The 15,615-nt window shown below is 59.5% G+C and carries 15 protein-coding genes; 4 read left to right on the top strand and 11 right to left on the bottom strand.

The annotated features are described in order from the left end of the window. The first annotated feature begins 30 nt into the window (after positions 1–30). Positions 31–1,413 (top strand): DUF2254 domain-containing protein, encoded by a 1,383-nt coding sequence (locus ABD112_RS05090; protein ID WP_343923766.1) that lies wholly within the window; start codon positions 31–33, stop codon positions 1,411–1,413. 62 nt (positions 1,414–1,475) lie between these two features. Here ABD112_RS05090 and ABD112_RS05085 read toward each other — a convergent pair whose 3' ends face one another. Further along, a complete protein-coding gene (locus tag ABD112_RS05085; RefSeq protein ID WP_343923765.1) occupies positions 1,476–2,597 on the bottom strand; it encodes a PQQ-dependent sugar dehydrogenase in 1,122 nt (373 codons plus the stop codon). Between the two features lie 86 nt (positions 2,598–2,683). Between ABD112_RS05085 and ABD112_RS05080 the strand changes: the two genes are divergently transcribed. Further along, positions 2,684–3,148: a GNAT family N-acetyltransferase gene (locus tag ABD112_RS05080; RefSeq protein WP_343923764.1), complete on the top strand. Its 465-nt coding sequence runs from the start codon at positions 2,684–2,686 to the stop codon at positions 3,146–3,148. A gap of 74 nt (positions 3,149–3,222) precedes the next feature. After that, positions 3,223–3,957: a TSUP family transporter gene (locus ABD112_RS05075; RefSeq protein WP_343923762.1), complete on the top strand. Its 735-nt coding sequence runs from the start codon at positions 3,223–3,225 to the stop codon at positions 3,955–3,957. A 108-nt stretch (positions 3,958–4,065) separates the two neighbouring features. Here the strand turns inward: ABD112_RS05075 and ABD112_RS05070 are convergent, their stop codons facing one another. The 9 genes from ABD112_RS05070 to ABD112_RS05030 all read right to left on the bottom strand — a co-directional run bounded on the left by ABD112_RS05070 (position 4,066) and on the right by ABD112_RS05030 (position 12,953). Then, a complete protein-coding gene (locus ABD112_RS05070) occupies positions 4,066–5,565 on the bottom strand; it encodes a catalase (RefSeq protein WP_343923760.1) in 1,500 nt (499 codons plus the stop codon). Next, positions 5,562–6,026: a Fur family transcriptional regulator gene (locus ABD112_RS05065; protein WP_425563795.1), complete on the bottom strand. Its 465-nt coding sequence runs from the start codon at positions 6,024–6,026 to the stop codon at positions 5,562–5,564. Before ABD112_RS05065 ends, ABD112_RS05070 begins: the two co-directional genes overlap by 4 nt. A 71-nt stretch (positions 6,027–6,097) precedes the next feature. Continuing rightward, a complete protein-coding gene (locus tag ABD112_RS05060; RefSeq protein ID WP_343923758.1) occupies positions 6,098–7,276 on the bottom strand; it encodes a M20 metallopeptidase family protein in 1,179 nt (392 codons plus the stop codon). Between the two features lie 40 nt (positions 7,277–7,316). After that, a complete protein-coding gene (locus ABD112_RS05055; protein WP_343923756.1) occupies positions 7,317–8,633 on the bottom strand; it encodes a type I glutamate--ammonia ligase in 1,317 nt (438 codons plus the stop codon). 23 nt (positions 8,634–8,656) lie between these two features. Then, positions 8,657–9,565: a MurR/RpiR family transcriptional regulator gene (locus ABD112_RS05050; RefSeq protein ID WP_343923754.1), complete on the bottom strand. Its 909-nt coding sequence runs from the start codon at positions 9,563–9,565 to the stop codon at positions 8,657–8,659. Further along, positions 9,562–10,599: a branched-chain amino acid ABC transporter permease gene (locus ABD112_RS05045; protein ID WP_343923752.1), complete on the bottom strand. Its 1,038-nt coding sequence runs from the start codon at positions 10,597–10,599 to the stop codon at positions 9,562–9,564. Before ABD112_RS05045 ends, ABD112_RS05050 begins: the two co-directional genes overlap by 4 nt. Beyond that, positions 10,596–11,471 (bottom strand): branched-chain amino acid ABC transporter permease, encoded by an 876-nt coding sequence (locus tag ABD112_RS05040; protein WP_343923750.1) that lies wholly within the window; start codon positions 11,469–11,471, stop codon positions 10,596–10,598. Before ABD112_RS05040 ends, ABD112_RS05045 begins: the two co-directional genes overlap by 4 nt. After that, positions 11,468–12,205, bottom strand: a complete 738-nt coding sequence (locus ABD112_RS05035; protein WP_343923748.1) for an ABC transporter ATP-binding protein — start codon at positions 12,203–12,205, stop codon at positions 11,468–11,470. The genes ABD112_RS05040 and ABD112_RS05035 overlap by 4 nt, the downstream gene beginning before the upstream one ends. A 1-nt stretch (position 12,206) precedes the next feature. Beyond that, positions 12,207–12,953 (bottom strand): ABC transporter ATP-binding protein, encoded by a 747-nt coding sequence (locus tag ABD112_RS05030; protein ID WP_343923746.1) that lies wholly within the window; start codon positions 12,951–12,953, stop codon positions 12,207–12,209. 173 nt (positions 12,954–13,126) lie between these two features. Between ABD112_RS05030 and ABD112_RS05025 the strand changes: the two genes are divergently transcribed. After that, on the top strand, positions 13,127–14,287 hold the full coding sequence (locus ABD112_RS05025) for an amidohydrolase family protein (RefSeq protein WP_343923745.1): 1,161 nt from the start codon (positions 13,127–13,129) through the stop codon (positions 14,285–14,287). 61 nt (positions 14,288–14,348) lie between these two features. On the opposite strand, the gene rocD is transcribed toward ABD112_RS05025, so the two are convergent. Next, positions 14,349–15,587, bottom strand: coding sequence for an ornithine--oxo-acid transaminase (rocD, locus tag ABD112_RS05020; RefSeq protein ID WP_343923744.1), 1,239 nt, complete (start codon positions 15,585–15,587; stop codon positions 14,349–14,351). Positions 15,588–15,615 lie beyond the last annotated feature (28 nt).

The raw sequence follows: 15,615 nt of genomic DNA, 5'->3' as shown, positions 1-15,615 counted from the left end.
GATTAACTAGGGCTATCCGAGAGGGGTGCAATGAGCGAGGCATCAACACAGAGTGCGCGACGCAGTTCCTTGCGCCGGTGGATCGCAACCCTTCGCGAATCGATCGCCACAGAGTTATGGCCGCTGCCGACTTTGTTCATCATCGTCGCAGTGGCTCTGGGGATAATTCTGCCTCTCGTTGATCGCGCCATCGACTCTTCGCTTGCTCCTGGCTTTAAGGATCTGCTGTTCGCTGGAGGGCCAGAGAGCGCCCGAGCGGTACTCTCCGCCGTCGCAGGATCTCTCATCACTGCGACCTCGCTGACGTTCTCGCTGACGATTGTTGCGCTGCAGTTGGCCAGCAGTCAGGCCTCACCACGGGTGTTGCGCACCTTCCTTAAAAATCGAACCGTGCAGTGGACGCTCGCCGTCTTCGTCAGCACTTTCGCCTACTCGCTGACGGTGCTGCGCACTGTTCAGGATGGCTCAGACAGCATTGACCCGATCGTGCCGCGACTCGCGGTAACTCTTGCTTCGTTGTTGACTCTCGCGAGCGTTGCAATGCTCGTCCTGTTCTTGGCACACCTCGCGAGGCAGCTCCGCATTGAGACCACAATGCGGCAGGTATATGTCGAAACCAGCAAGACCATCGATCTCGTGGCATCCACGATGGCAACAGGGCGCACGGAGGTTCCGGATTGGCCGCCCGCCGAACGCATTGAACTCAGTTTGGCAACAAGGTCGGGCTTCATTCGCTTGACCGATCGTTCGCGACTCTTGACGATCGCCATCAAAAACAACCTCGTTATCCGCGAAGAACATGCGGTTGGTCATCACGTCGTCGACGGCACTCCCTTGGCCCGCTGGTGGCCCCGGGGCGCCCTTCAGCATCTGAACGATGACGAGCGCGATGAAATCAATCACGCAATAGCGGGCGCGGTCGATCTTGCGTACGAGCGTACCGCCAGCCAAGACATTGGGTTTGGAATCCTACAGCTCGTCGACATCACCGCACGGGCGCTCTCACCGGGAGTCAACGACCCCACAACTGCCGTGCACACCCTCGGTCACGTCTCGGCAATTCTCTGTGCGCTCGCCGACCTGCCGATTCAATCGACGGGACTCACCGACGATGATGACCTCGTGCGGGTCATCATCAAAACCCACGATTTCGTGAGTCTGCTCGAAATTGCGATGACGCAACCGCGCCGGTACGGCTCGAGCGACCCCGGGGTGGTTGAGCGCCTGTTCCAAATTTTGCAAGAGGTTGGCTATCGCGCGCGACGACCCGAACAGACCGCCGCTGTGCTCCAACAGATCGAGCGGTTAGAGGCATCCGTCGCTGGCGAAAGCTACGACTATGTTGAGCGACAACGCTTCACGGAGCTTGCCGATGCAGCACGCGCAGCAACCTCAGACCACCGCTGGCTCTAACTGCGACGAATTTGGGCTCAGGAATTGAGGCTGAAAGTGGTCTTGTTCCGCGTGCGCGCAACTTAGCCGTCGCGAAGCGGTGCAAGCTGGATCTGCAACAGTGTGTCGTCGCCTTCGCGCGGGCTGCCGCGCCCGTCAGTGTTGTTGGTGAGCACCCATAGTGACCCGTCGGGGCCGGGAACTGCGTCACGGAGTCGGCCAAACTGTCGCGGGAACCAATCTTCGGCATTCACGGGCGGGCCGGTATAGATAGCCCACAGTCGTTGGCCTCGCAGCGATGCCATAAAGAATGTGTCGCGAACGTAGGCTAGGCCGCTGGGGCTAGCCTCTGACGTCGCCCACTGGTACACCGGGTCCACATAACCGGGTGTGTTGCCGATGCCTTCCACCGCCGGCCAGCCGTAATTCTTACCCGGCTCGATCCGGTTGAATTCGTCCCAGGTGTTCTGGCCGAACTCGGACGCCCATAGCACTCCGCTGTCATCCCAGGCCAACCCTTGCGGGTTGCGGTGGCCGAGTGAGTAGACGAGGGATCCAGCGAACGGGTTGTCTGGTGGTACCGTACCGTCCGGTTTCATGCGGAGGATCTTGCCGTTCAGGGAATCCGGGTCTTGCGCCCGTGACGGCGTGCCTGCGTCGCCGACCGTCGCGTAGAGCATTCCGTCGGGGCCGAAGGCGATCCGTCCGCCGTTGTGGTTACCGGCTTTGGCGATGCCGGTCAGGATCGGTCCTGCCAGCCCAAGGGTGTAGTTTCCCGGCGCGCCGATCAGCAGCATCCGCACAATGCGGTTGTCGGTTTCTGTGGTCAGGTACGCGAACAGGGCAGTCCCGGAGTCACCAGCGACAGCAAGGCCGAGCAAGCCTCCTTCGCCGCCGTGCGCAACGCCAGCGACACTGCCAACCTCGCGCACCGCGCCGGAGGCGGTGTACTCGAGCACTGTTCCGGAGTCGCGCTCGCTGATCAGGCTCGAACCGCTCGTCAGGCGTACGACGGACCAGGGCGAAGTGAGTCCGGTGACGAGCACCGTCGGGTCGCCGACCGGTGCGACAGGTCCGGCGTCGGGTTCCGCAGTTGCGCTGGGCAGGGGTGGCTGGCCGCTGGGCTTCGGCTGCGGCGTAGCACTGCATCCGGCAAGCACGACAGATGCGACCACAACCGCTGTTAAGAAAAGTCCCCGTCGCATACTTCCATCATTCAGCAGTTTGTGAGACTGGTGGGGATTTTAGGGGACAGGAGCACGTCTGCGGGAAGAGCAACTAGGCTTCTGACGTGGAAGACACTTACGAACTTGAATTGCGCAGCGTTCCCTTCGAGCACGCTGACTCGGTGATGTTGCGCTCAGCGCAACAGGCTGAGCTGACCGCGCGCTACAAATCCGAAGACAGTGAGCCTGGTGTTAGGCCCAACGCTGACTCGGTCGTGGTGTTCCTCATCGCGTACGTCGATGGGGTTCCTGCCGGTTGCGGTGGGCTCCGCGAGCTCGACAATGGTGGCTTCGAAATCAAGCGGATGTACGTCGCTCCCGCCCAGCGCGGATCTGGCATCGCCATCGCTGTACTCAAGGGACTCGAAGAGTGGGCACGAGCGCAGTCTGCGACCGAGCTTGTGCTTGAAACAGGAACCGCTCAGCCAGACGCGATGCGTTTCTATGAGCGTGAAGGCTACAGCCGCATGGAGAACTTCGGCGCCTACGCGGGAGAAGAGCTGAGCGTCTGCTACTCCAAGGCGCTCTAGCCCACAGGCACTACGCCACTGCCACAAGAAGACTCGTGGCGTCCGCTCGCCCGGCAGAGCTCTAGGCTAGGTCGGTGCTCGCTCTTGTCGCTCTCGCCGTCGTTGTAGGAGCACTGTCACAACGAATCACGGGCATGGGCTTCGCACTCGTAGCCTCGCCCCTCATCGTTATCCTGCTTGGCCCCTTCGACGGCGTGCTTGTCGTCAACTTGTGCGGCGTAATTTCGTCGCTGCTGATCATCCCGCGCGTTTGGCGACACATTGAGTGGCGCACGCTCGCGTGGCTCGCGATTCCCGCGCTCATAACCATCGTGCCGGGATCGCTGCTCGTGACCCGACTTCCCGGCGCTGTCATGCAGCTCGGCATCGGGGTGCTGGTGATTGTTGCTCTTACGGCAACGCTGCTCATCAGACGCGCCGAACACGTCGTTCCGGCCCGGCCTGCGGCGATCGTTGCGGGTGCCGCATCTGGCTTCATGAATACCGCAGCCGGAGTTGGCGGACCTGCACTCAGCATCTATGCGGTCATCATGCGCTGGCCTCAGGTGAACTTTGCTGCGACGCTGCAACCCTATTTTGTGCTGGTTGGCACCGCTTCGCTCGTGACTAAAACTATCTTCTCCGGCGGTCAACTTCCTGAGCTGCATGCTGCGAGCTGGATCATCATCATTGCTTCCTTGCTTGTCGGGCTCGCGCTGGGCGAGGTGCTCAACCGCCACGTCAGTCACCGCGTTGCGCGAATCGCGGTCGTCATTGTTGCCTATGCGGGAGGCACGGTCGCCGTGATCGACGGGGCGCTCGGTCTGTAACCTGCTCGGGCTCTAGCCATTCACGCAGACTCTTTAACGAACGGAGGCCCGACCCTGTCGTTCAGGGCCGGGCATCCGGTACTGCCGTTCTGGGGAGACTCCGCTTAGCTAGTTAGCGGGGCCAACACCGACGGGGTCGGCTTCTTCGTTGGCGGTGTCGCCGTTGCCGGGAACGGTCTTGCGCAGGGTGGCGCCGAGTTCGGCATCCACGCTGCCCCAGTACCAGTAGAAACGCTCAAGCACTTCGGGGATCGTAATGCTGCGTCCCTGTCCGGTGAGAGTTTCAATGAAGCGCTTCTTCGACTCAGCGGAGAAGACGTCACGGTAGAGCGTTCCGGCCTGGCCGAAGTCGTCGTCTTCTGAGTGCAGGGTTGCTGCGGCACGGAGCAGTTCGCCGTCGCTTGCCCATCCACCTTCGCCAGCAAGCTCGGGCTGAGCTGCGGGTCCGCCGTACGAGTTCGGTGCGTACGTGCGGGCTGCAGCGTCACCGATCTTGTAGTTCATGGCGCCCTCGTGCTGGTAGTTGCGCGATTCGGAGGCGTGCGGCTGGTTCACCGGCAGCTGGTTGTAGTTGGTTCCGATTCGGTTGCGCTGGGCATCCGGATAGGAGAACACACGGGCCATCAGCATCTTGTCTGGGCTGATGTCGGTGCCGGGAACCATGTTCGATGGCGAGAATGCGGCCTGTTCGATCTGCGCGAAGAAGCTTTCCGGGTTGCGGTTGAGCGTGAAGTGGCCAACCGGAATCAGGGGGTAATCATCGTGCGACCAGGTCTTGGTCAGGTCGAACGGGTTGAAGCGGTAGCTCTTGGCGTCTTCGTACGGCATGATCTGCACCGAAACATCCCAGGTCGGGAAGTCTCCGGCAGCGATGGAATCGAACAGGTCGCGACGGTAGTAGTCGGCATCTTCACCGGCGATGCGTTCGGCATCCGCGGCTTCCATCAGTTCAACGCCCTGGCGGGACTTGAAGTGGTACTGCACCCAGAAGCGCTCACCTTCGGCGTTGATCCACTGGTAGGTGTGTGAGCTGTAGCCGTTGACGTGGCGCCAGGACTTGGACAACCCGCGGTCACCCATGAGGTAGGTGACTTGGTGGGCGCTTTCGGGCGAGAGAGTCCAGAAGTCCCACTGCATGTCAGCGTTGCGCAGGCCTGAGTCGCCCAAGCGCTTCTGCGAGTGAATGAAGTCGGGGAACTTCATGCCGTCACGAATGAAGAAGACGGGGGTGTTGTTTCCGACGATATCGAGGTTTCCCTCAGTGGTGTAGAAACGCAGGGCGAAGCCGCGGACGTCGCGCCACGTGTCGGGCGAACCCTGCTCGCCGGCTACCGACGAGAAACGCAGAATCGTTTCGCTCGTTGCGCCCTTCTGGAAGACCGCAGCCTTGGTGTACTTCGAGACGTCTTCAGTGACGACGAACTCTCCCAATGCTCCACCACCCTTGGCGTGGGGGTTGCGCTCCGGCACACGCTCACGGTTGAAGGATGCAAGCTTCTCGACCAAGAAACGGTCGTGCAGCGCGATTACGCCATCGGGACCCGTGGTGAGCGAATGTTCGTCGCTCGCGATAGGTGCTCCGGCTTGGGTTGTCGTGGGTTCAGTCACGATGTCTCCTTTGTGTGGGTGTGGGAATTGTTGAGAGCGTTCTGGCAATCGGGGCAGACGCCCCAGAAGTTCACTTCGGCGGTGTGCACGGTGAAGCCGCCCGCTTCGGATGGTGTGAGGCACGGTGCCGCCCCGACAACGCAATCAACGTCGCGCACGGCACTGCATTCGGTGCACACGAGGTGGTGGTGGTTGTCGCCGGTACGCCGTTCATACAGGGCGGATGACCCTGCCGGTTCGATCTTGCGCAGCAAGCCGGCCGTCGTCAGCGCAGCAAGTACGCCGTACACAGCTTGGAGGGACGTGCCGGGCAACATCGGCAGCACTCGCGTGAAGACAGTATCGGCATCGGAATGCGGATTCTGGTCGAGCGCCGTAAGCACCGCGACGCGAGGCTCGGTGACTTTGAGACCGGCACCGCGCAGGGTGTCGACGAGCACCTCGTCCGTCGCCATTTGCATGCCTACGAGGCTAGCAGTTGTTTTGATTCGCTCAAGACAAATCTCGGTGAACATCCAACATCAAGGCGGCTCTAGTCAATTAGCGGGAGCAAAGCGCCATACGCCTCAGCGAGAACCTTAGCCACTGCACCAACGCTCTCATCATCAGGCAAGAAGTCATCGCTGTGGAGCGTGAGATCACTGCGATGAGCGCGCGTGCCCAGGAACATCATGAGCCCGGGATAGACATCACTGTAGAAGGAGAAGTCATCCGACCCGCACGAACGCATCGGCTCGACCACGTCGAACCCCTGCGCCTGAAGCGCCGGATCAACAAGCTCGACCAACTCGGGGTCGTTACTCAGCACCGGCTCACCATGCGTGATTTCGACTGTGCCGGTGCAGTAATTGGCCTCAGCCACCAGCCGCACCGTACGTTCGAGTTCGCGCGCAATCGTGAGACGGTCCTCTGGCGTCGAGCTCCGGATCGATCCAGACGCACTCGCAGTCGTGGGAATCACGTTGGCAGCCTGCCCAGCATGAACGCTCCCAAAACTCACCACAACCGGATGCATGGGATCGATCTTGCGGCTGACTATCGTTTGCGCCGTAGAAACAATCTGGGCCAGCGTAACAATGGGATCAGTGTTCTTGTGCGGATAAGCAGAGTGTCCGCCAGAGCCCTCGACAACAATTCTGAACTCATCTGATGCGGCGTTGACAACACCAGCCCCCGTGGTCACCGACCCGACGGCGACATCCGGATGCACGTGCACTCCGAGCACACAGCGCACGTCGTGCGCGTCAAGCACACCACTCTCCATAATGTCTCGTGCGCCAGAAGGATAAGACTCTTCGCGAGGCTGGAAAATGAATACCAACGCCACTGGGAGATCAACCGTCATCGCTGCCTTCGCGAGCGCTACTGCTCCCGCCATGTGAACGTCGTGACCGCAAGCGTGCATTCCTCCATTGATGGAGGCGAATGGCGATCCTGTTTTTTCGCGAACGGGAAGAGCGTCCAACTCCGCCCGAATCGCAATTGAGGGGCCAGTTTTGGGCCCGATGCGCACGATGCGCCCGGTGTCAGCAACCGTCTCGAACTCCGAAACATCGAGCGCCGCGATTATGCGGTCGGCGGTCGGCCCTTCCTCCCCCGAGAGAGAAGGGTTGCGGTGAAGCTCGTGGCGCAGTTCGATAGCGGCGGAGAGCTGCTCATCGACCTTGGCGAGCAGAAAAGACCGATCTTCTACTGACTTAACACTGTGCATGGTAAACCTTTGTTCAATTCACGGACGACACGATGGACGCCTAGTACGCGTAGGAGTAGGCCGCGTATTTTTCATCGTTGGACAGTCCGTTGACGTGCTCAATTTCTGCGCGCTTCACGAGAACAAACGTCTCGAGGAGTCGCTCGGGGAACCACCCGGTGACGACATCATCAGCTTCAAGAAGGTCAAGGGCGTTGCCCAGCGAGTGCGGAAGGCTGCCGACGCCATACTCATCGAGTTGCTCTTGAGTCAGCTCGGAAGTTTCGCCGGAGATGACCTTGGGCGCCGGAAAGTTGTTGCGGATTCCTTCAAGCCCTGCCCGGATCAGAGTGCCCAAAGCGATCCATGGGTTGCTCGTCACGTCAGCGCCTCGAAATTCCAAGTTGTACTGCCGGGCGGGATTCGCGTTGGGGCGTTCGAACAGCGGGCAAACGCGCAGTAGGGCTTCTCGGTTATTCTCCCCCAAGAACACGCCACCTACGCTCCAGTGACCAGGAGCGAGTCGCTCATAAGAGACGACACCGGAGGCGGCGAGGGCAGAGATCGCGGATGCGTGCTTCAGGATTCCCGCAGCAAACGATCCAGCCACGGCGGAGAGCCCGCCTTCTCGACTCGGGTCGTAGGCGACAGGTTCATTGTTGTCATCGAGCAGGCTGAGGTGAATGTGAACACCAGAGCCACTACCGCTGGCTTCGACAATCGGGCTGAAGCTGGCAGTGTGACCCAACTGAGTTGCGGTGTTGCGCACGATCTCGCGAAGAAGGATCGCCCGGTCCGCCGCTGCGAGTGCATCCGCGGGAGCGACAGTGACCTCCCACTGGCGAGGAGCGTACTCGGGCAGCCACATCTCGGGCTCGAGCCCCGCGTCCTCGAGTGCGGCCATGATGCTAGAACCCAGCGGCTCAAGCTCAAGAAGGTTTCTCAACGAGAACGCGATATTCGGAGCGTCTGGATCTTGATCGAGAAGCATGAACTCGTGCTCGAACGAGGAAAGCACAGACAGTCCGGTCTCCGCTTTGAGGTCCGCAATCGCGTCGCGCAAGAAGGTACGCGGGCAGCAGTCCCATGCGCTGCCGTCCTGATTCACGATGTCAGAAAGCACAACTTTCGTTGGCTCAGCATCGGGCAAGGGAAGTTGCGACATGCTCGCCACATCGGGCTGCAATCGGAGGTCGCCCACTGAACCGAAGGGGTTGGGCACAACGATTTCGCCGAACGGGTTGATCGCCAAGTTGGCGGGCACCCAGCCTGATCCGTTAACGAGGTACTTGTCGAGCTCGCTCTGGCGCACCGAACGCCCCCGGCACTGACCGGAGAGATCGGAGGTCAAAATTACTGCCAATGGTTCCCTGCGCAACGTGTGCTCCCTGCCTAGTGACATCATGTGGTCTCTGCGTCATCGCCGGGCCCGAAGCCCGGGATCTGTAATGTCTTTTCTTGCAGCGCATCGAATGCTTGGATGCGCTGAGTTGGGCTATCTCCCAGCTCTTCAACGACGCCCGCGATCACGGTTTCCACGAGCGCGAAGCCTGAGGTCAACGAGTCGAATGGTGACGGAGAGGTTACCGAGCTCGAGAGTAAGTAGTCCGCGTGTTTGGCGGCTGGAGACAACCAAGGATCGGTGAAGAGCACCGTCGTCGCTTTCTTGTGCTTGGCGTTCTTGAGGAAGCTGACGGTTCCTCCCTGATAGCGCCGATAGTCGAAGGCGATGAGTACATCTCGAGAGGTGAAGTCGAGAAGCGTGAAAGCTTTCTCTTGCTCGGTGGGGTCGACATGATTGACGTCTTTGCGCAGAAGTCGCAAGTGCAAGGTGAGGTACTGAGCCAGGAGATCACTGAATCGGCCTCCGACGGTCCAGATGCGGTTGCGCGGGTTTGCGATGAGTTTCGCAATCTCAATAATTTCGGTCTCAGGAATCGCGTTGAAAGTGGCATCCAACCCCTCCGCGAGTACACGTTTGGAGTCAGCCACAAACTTGATTCCACTTTGGGGCCCTAGCGTCGTGCTCGCCGATCGCTCTCCGTACATCTCTAGTGGCGACGACGTTCGAACAGAGATCTCTTGTCGAAGAAGCTTCTGCATTTGCGGGTACGAACCGATTCCCAATTTGGAAATGAGCCGAAGCACGGTTGGCGCACTGACGTTCGCTCGCTCGGCAAGCCGGTGCACTGGCTCGAGCCCCGCTACTGGGTAATCCGCGATGAGGACGCGAGAAACTCGGCGTTCAGCCGGGCTTAGGCTCTCGTGCTCTTTCTTGAGCTGCTCGGCAAGGGTGAGGGGACTAGTCATAACGCGCTACCTATCGATCGTTTACGAAAGAGGCGAAGCTCCCTTGTCCCCATTAGGCCGAGAGGCGCTTTCACCAGAACAAACAACAACACCGCTGCCAAGATCAGATCCGCAATACCGGCGGGCAGCGAATTGCCACCGGTGAATGCTCCGTCTTGAAATCTTCTCAGAATTTCTTGGAGAACCGACACCCCCAGGGCACCGATAACGGCACCACTAAGCGAAAGGTAGCCGCCCAAGACGATCATCACGATGAAGGAGAAGGTGAGGCTCAAGAAGAAAGTTCGAGAGTTGAAGGTGGTCAGATATCCGGCGTAAAGAGCTCCTGCGAATCCGGCGGGGATCGAACTCAGTACCCACGCGAAGACGCGGTGCCGGCCAACGGCGATTCCGGATGCTGTTGCCGCCAAATAGTCCTCTCGCGAGGCTTGCAACTGAAGCCCACTTCGCGACTTCTTATAGGCCCAAGCGATCACGATCACGAGTGCCGCGATGCCGGCAGCCCACCAGATCGTCGTGGCCTTCGGCAGGCCGATCATGCTGGATGATCCGCGGGTAACGTCTGTCCAGCTGTTCAGCACTGTAAAGACGATCACGAGTAGTGCGAGCGTTGCGATTCCCGCTTGCAGCCCTCCCAGTCGCGCCATTATCGGTGCCGTGACGAGCGCAAGCGCTGCTGCCGAGAGCCCGCCGACGAGAACCGCGATGGGGAACGGGGCATGGATCGTCGCGAGGAAGCCGAGCGACTCTGGCAAATCCGAAAACATCGACGACTTGAGGTTGACCGGGATCGTGAGGTAGGCCGTGGTATACGCCCCGATTGCCATGAAGCCAACGTGACCAAATGACATGACGCCGGAGTTGCCCGAGAAGAGCGAAAGACCAGTGACGAACACCACAGCGATGAGCGCCTGCACGGTGACCCTTGTAATTGTGGGATCACCAAACAAGGCAACGAGAGCTACTAGCCCCACGATGGCGACAAGAAGAACCGGAGTCTCGAACAGTCCACGAATGCGAGTTGAGTTAGTCATGATGTGCGCACCTTCGTTCCCGAGAGAAGCCCTTGTGGGCGGATAACCAAGACGACCATTACGGCCGAATAGAGGAAGGCGTCTCGGAACGCGATGAGGTCGGTCGGCAGCGTGGCCTCCAACAACACAGTGCCCATTCCCAAGAGAAGCCCTCCCAGAGCAGCGCCCTTGAGATTGCTCATTCCGCCAACGACTGCTCCCACAATGCCGATGAGCAGCGGGGTCAGCCCCATCTCGGCCGATACGGCACCCTGCCGAGCTACCAGGATGATTCCTGAGGCTGCGGCCATGACTCCGGCGATCGCAAAGGCGCTCATGATGACGAAGCTGCCTTTCACTCCAAGCGACTTGGCCACTTGAAAGTTTTCAGCGGATGCCCTGAGTTGCACGCCGAGGGGGGTTTTCTTCATCAGCAGCGCAAGACCGCCAAGAAGCACGCCGCACAACACCAACGTGACGATCTGGAGAACCGTGACTCGGATGCCGAAAACAATCATAGACTCGGTCAAGAACGGCTGAGGGGGAACTCCCTGCGTGCGCGGAAGGACGGTCATCCGCATCACGCTTTGCAGAGCCAGACTCACAGCGAACGACGCGATCATCAGCGTGACCGGGTCTGCATTTCTTAGAGGCCTGAACGCCAAGCGCTCGGTGAGCACCGAGATGACGACCGCAAAGACAACGGCGGCGACCGCCCCGACAAACCAGGGGTAGTCCTTGAAAAGGTACATAGCGAAGGCACCGATCATAATGATCTCGCCGTAGGCGAAGTTCATCAGGCCCAAGATGCCAAAGAGTAGAGCGATGCCGATTGTGAGCAACGCGTAGGTGGCACCGAGGCCGACCATGTCGACGATGATTTGCAAGATCATTCTGAGTCACCCTTCACTCCGGTAGGAGAAAACCCGAGGTAATCAACGACGGCGTCATTGGCTGCGAGCTCATTCGCATTTCCGCTGCCTAGAATCTTGCCCGGGGCTTGCATCACGTACGAGCGGTTAGATACTTCGATCGATCGCACGGCGTTTTGTTCGACGAGCAGAATCGTCACGCCTTCGTCGCGAAGTTGCTCGATCACATCGAAAATCAAGTCCACGATGATCGGGGCGAGCCCCAGTGTTGGCTCATCGAGTAGGAGAAGTTTCGGGCGCAATAGAAGCGCTCGGGCGATCGCAAGCTGTTGTTGTTCTCCTCCGGAGAGCAGGCTGGCTCCACGACCCCAGTACTCCTCAAGGATCGGAAACCGCGCGAGTTCCCGCTCGATGTCTCCATCAATGTTTCCTTTGTCTCGTCGGGAAACTGCACCTAGACGCAGGTTCTCGCCCACTGTCAGGCTCGAGAACACTCCTCGATCTTCGGGAACGTAGGCGATACGGTTTTTGATGACCGAGAATTTTTTGTCGGTGACCGCGGCGCCGTCATAGGTGATCGAACCCGAATACACCGGTGCGATCCCCACGATGGACTTGAGGAGCGTCGATTTACCGGCTCCGTTTTGCCCGATCAGGGAAACAAGTTCACCCTCGCCGACTTCGAGCGATGCCCCTTGAAGCGCCATGACGGACTTGCCGTACCGAACGAACAGGTCGTTGATCTCTAAAAGCATTTCAGTGCCGCTTTCCGAAGTAGATTTCGACCACTTGTGGATCGTGACGAATGTCCTGAGGTAGTCCAGCAGTGACGGTGCGGCCGCTATCGAGAACGTGGAGCCGATCGCACGTGCTCATCACGACCGACATGTCGTGCTCTACGAGCAAGACCCCGCACGCCCGTCGCCGCGAGATGTTGCGGATGGCCTCGATGAGCTCCACCGCTTCGGACTCGTTTTGGCCGGCGGCTGGTTCGTCGAGCAGGAGAAATTTGGGGCGAGTTGCTAGGGCGCGCGCAATACCGATCGTTCGGATGAGCCCAGCAGGCGAAGATTCTGCGGCCGTGTTCGCGACAGACTCGAGATTCAAATCCGCGAGCAGTTCCTCAGTAAGCTCACGAGCTTCGTGGCGGCGCAAGCCGCAGCCAAGCGCGGCAACCTCGATGTTCTCAGCGACGGTGAGTCGTCCGAAAACGCGAACGCTCTGAAAAGTACGAACGATTCCGATGCGCGCCCTCTTGCGCATAGACATCCGAGTCAATTCTTTATCTCCGAGCATCACCCGGCCGGTGGTCGGCTGCAGCATCCCGCTGACGAGGTTGAGCGTGGTGGTCTTGCCTGAGCCATTGGGTCCGATCAGGCCAACGACCTCTCCACTGTTCACCGAAATCGAGACGTCTTCGAGCGCCTGTACGCCATCGAAGTTCATCCCGCCGTCGACGAGTCGTAGCGTCTCCGCCTGCGGGGCTTCTGTTGTTGTCGTCATCGTCTTCGACCACATTTCGTTGTTGGGTCAATCCCTAATGCCTATAACGAGCGATGTTACCATCATTAGGATTGGCTGCTCAAATATCCGTATGTAACGTAAATTACGGCACGGCGGGCGGATCGCGCAACCCCCGGATACGCTGGTGCTTCACACAGGGACGAGTGATGGACATGACTGAGAATTCAAAGATTGCCGAGCACATCAGCGAGTTGCCGCTGATCGACCACCACGTTCATGGAACGTTGATTCCCGATCTCAGTCGGAGCGAGTTCGAGTCATTCCTCACGGAATCGTCCGAGCCCATACCGCCGTGGATGACTCAGTTCGACTCTCAAGTGGGCTTCGCCGTGCGCAAGTACTGTGCACCGCACTTCGACCTGCCCGAGCACGCTGACGCTGATACGTATTGGGCAGCGCGAGCGCGATGGGGATCCGACGAGATCGCTCGCCGCCTACTGCGCACTTCCGGCATTTCTGAGTCAATCGTCGATACTGGCGTCATCGAGACGGAACACTCAAAGCCGAGTCTCACCACCCTCGAAGAGTTCGGCACACTTTCCGCCCAGCGCGTGCACGAGGTAGTTCGACTAGAAACGCTGCTCGAGAGCCTGGCCGACGCCGGGGTGGAAGCGGACGCCCTGGAACACGCCTTCGATGCTGCGTTGGCAGCTGCTGCCACCACAGCTGTGGGATTCAAGAGCATCATTGCTTACCGCTACGGTTTCGATTTCGACCCGGCCCGTCCACACAGCGATGAGTTCACCGCAGCCGCTCAGGAGTGGCTCGCCAGCGCCAGCGCTGGGTCGTTCCGCGTTTCCCATCCCGTGCTTCTTCGAGCGTTGCTCTGGAAGGCCGTGAGCACCGGGCTGCCCGTTCAGCTCCACGCCGGCTTCGGTGACGCCGATATCGACCTGGAGCGCTGCAATCCTCTCCTACTCACCCCATGGCTGAGGTTGCTTCCCGCAGACTACTCAGACGTCATGCTCTTGCACTGCTACCCATACCACCGCGAAGCGGGCTATCTGGCCCAAGTATTCTCCCGCGTGTACTTCGACGTCGGGTTAGCCATCAACTACAGCGGAGCGGCCTCTGACCGTGTAATCGCAGAGAGCCTCGAGCTCGCACCTTTCAGTAAGGTGCTGTTCTCTACGGATGCGTGGGGATTGCCCGAACTGCACTCCATCGGCGCTGCTCTCTGGCGTCGAGGCATGACACGCGTGTTGTCTCACCTCGTCAACGACGGCGACTGGTCGCTCACTGATGCGAAACGGGTCGCGTCGATGACCGGTCGCGACAACGCACACCGCGTCTACCGACTACCAAACAGCTGACGATAAGTTCGTCGTCCCCTTGCGCGCTAGCGAACGGAGACGACGAACTAGTTCGCGACGTTTAGTCGCGCTCGGTCAACTCCAGCAAGATGGCACGCAGCTGCTCAATGCCGTAGAGCAGCTGCGTCTCGGAGATGACAAGTGGTGGGGAGAATCGCACGGTCGAGCCATGTGTGTCTTTGGCCAGCACTCCCTTGAGCATCAGGTGTTCGCACACCTCGCGCCCACTTGCGAGTGCTGGGTCGATATCGATACCAGCCCAGAGTCCACGCACGCGCACAGCGAGCACGCCTGAACCAATAAGTTTTCGCAGCTCACGCTCAAGAACGACGCCCAATGCGGCCGCACGCTCTTGATATTCGCCAGTATTCAGCAGATCAACGACGGTGCTGCCAACGGCGGCGCCGAGAGGATTACCACCGAACGTGCTGCCGTGTTCTCCTGGCTTCAGCACGCCCAACACATCCCGATTGCCGACAACAGCCGACACGGGCATTACTCCTCCGCCGAGGGCTTTGCCCAGAAGGTAGAGATCGGGCTCGACCCCGACATGCTGCATCGCGAGGGTCTTCCCGGTGCGGCCGAGACCCGATTGAATCTCATCCGCGATAAAAAGGACATTGTGTTCGCTCGTAATCTCACGAACGCGAACAAGATACTTCTCAGGCGGAATCACTACACCTGCTTCACCCTGGATGGGCTCAATGAGCACGGCGACCGTGTTCTCATCGATCGCTGCCTCCAGCGCGGCCGCGTCGCCAAAGGGCACAGATTTGAAGCCGGGAGTGAATGGCCCGAACCCCTCACGCGCCGCCTCGTCATCAGAAAATGAGACGACCGTCGTTGTGCGGCCGTGGAAATTTCCATCGGCAACAATAATGTTGGCCATTCCGGCTGGCACGCCTTTAACGACGTAACCCCACTTGCGCGCTACCTTGATCGCCGACTCCACGGCCTCAACACCGGTGTTCATCGGCAAGACCATGTCTTTGCCCACCAGCGTTGCCAACTTCTCCGCAAACGGAGCAAGTTGATCGTGGTGGTAAGCCCGAGATGTCAGCGCAACCTTGCGCAACTGCGTTTCCATTGCACTGACAATCTCAGGATGACCATGCCCGAAGTTTGACGCGGAGTAGCTGGCCAAAAAATCCAGATACTCCTTGCCATTGACGTCGGTGAGAACGGCACCCTCACCCGAAGCGATCACGACTTTCAAGGGATTGTAGTTGTGGGTAACCCACCGGTCTGAGAGCTCGAATAGTTCTGATTCACTGAGCTCTGGCTGTGGTGAGGTACTCATCTAAATTCCTTCTACTGTTGTGTCGAGC

The sequence above is a fragment of the Rhodoglobus aureus genome, assembly GCF_039527955.1.
Taxonomy (GTDB): Bacteria; Actinomycetota; Actinomycetes; order Actinomycetales; family Microbacteriaceae; genus Rhodoglobus; species Rhodoglobus aureus.
The sequence above is the reverse complement of the archived record's forward strand: the minus strand, read 5'-3'. Positions and strand labels throughout refer to the sequence as shown.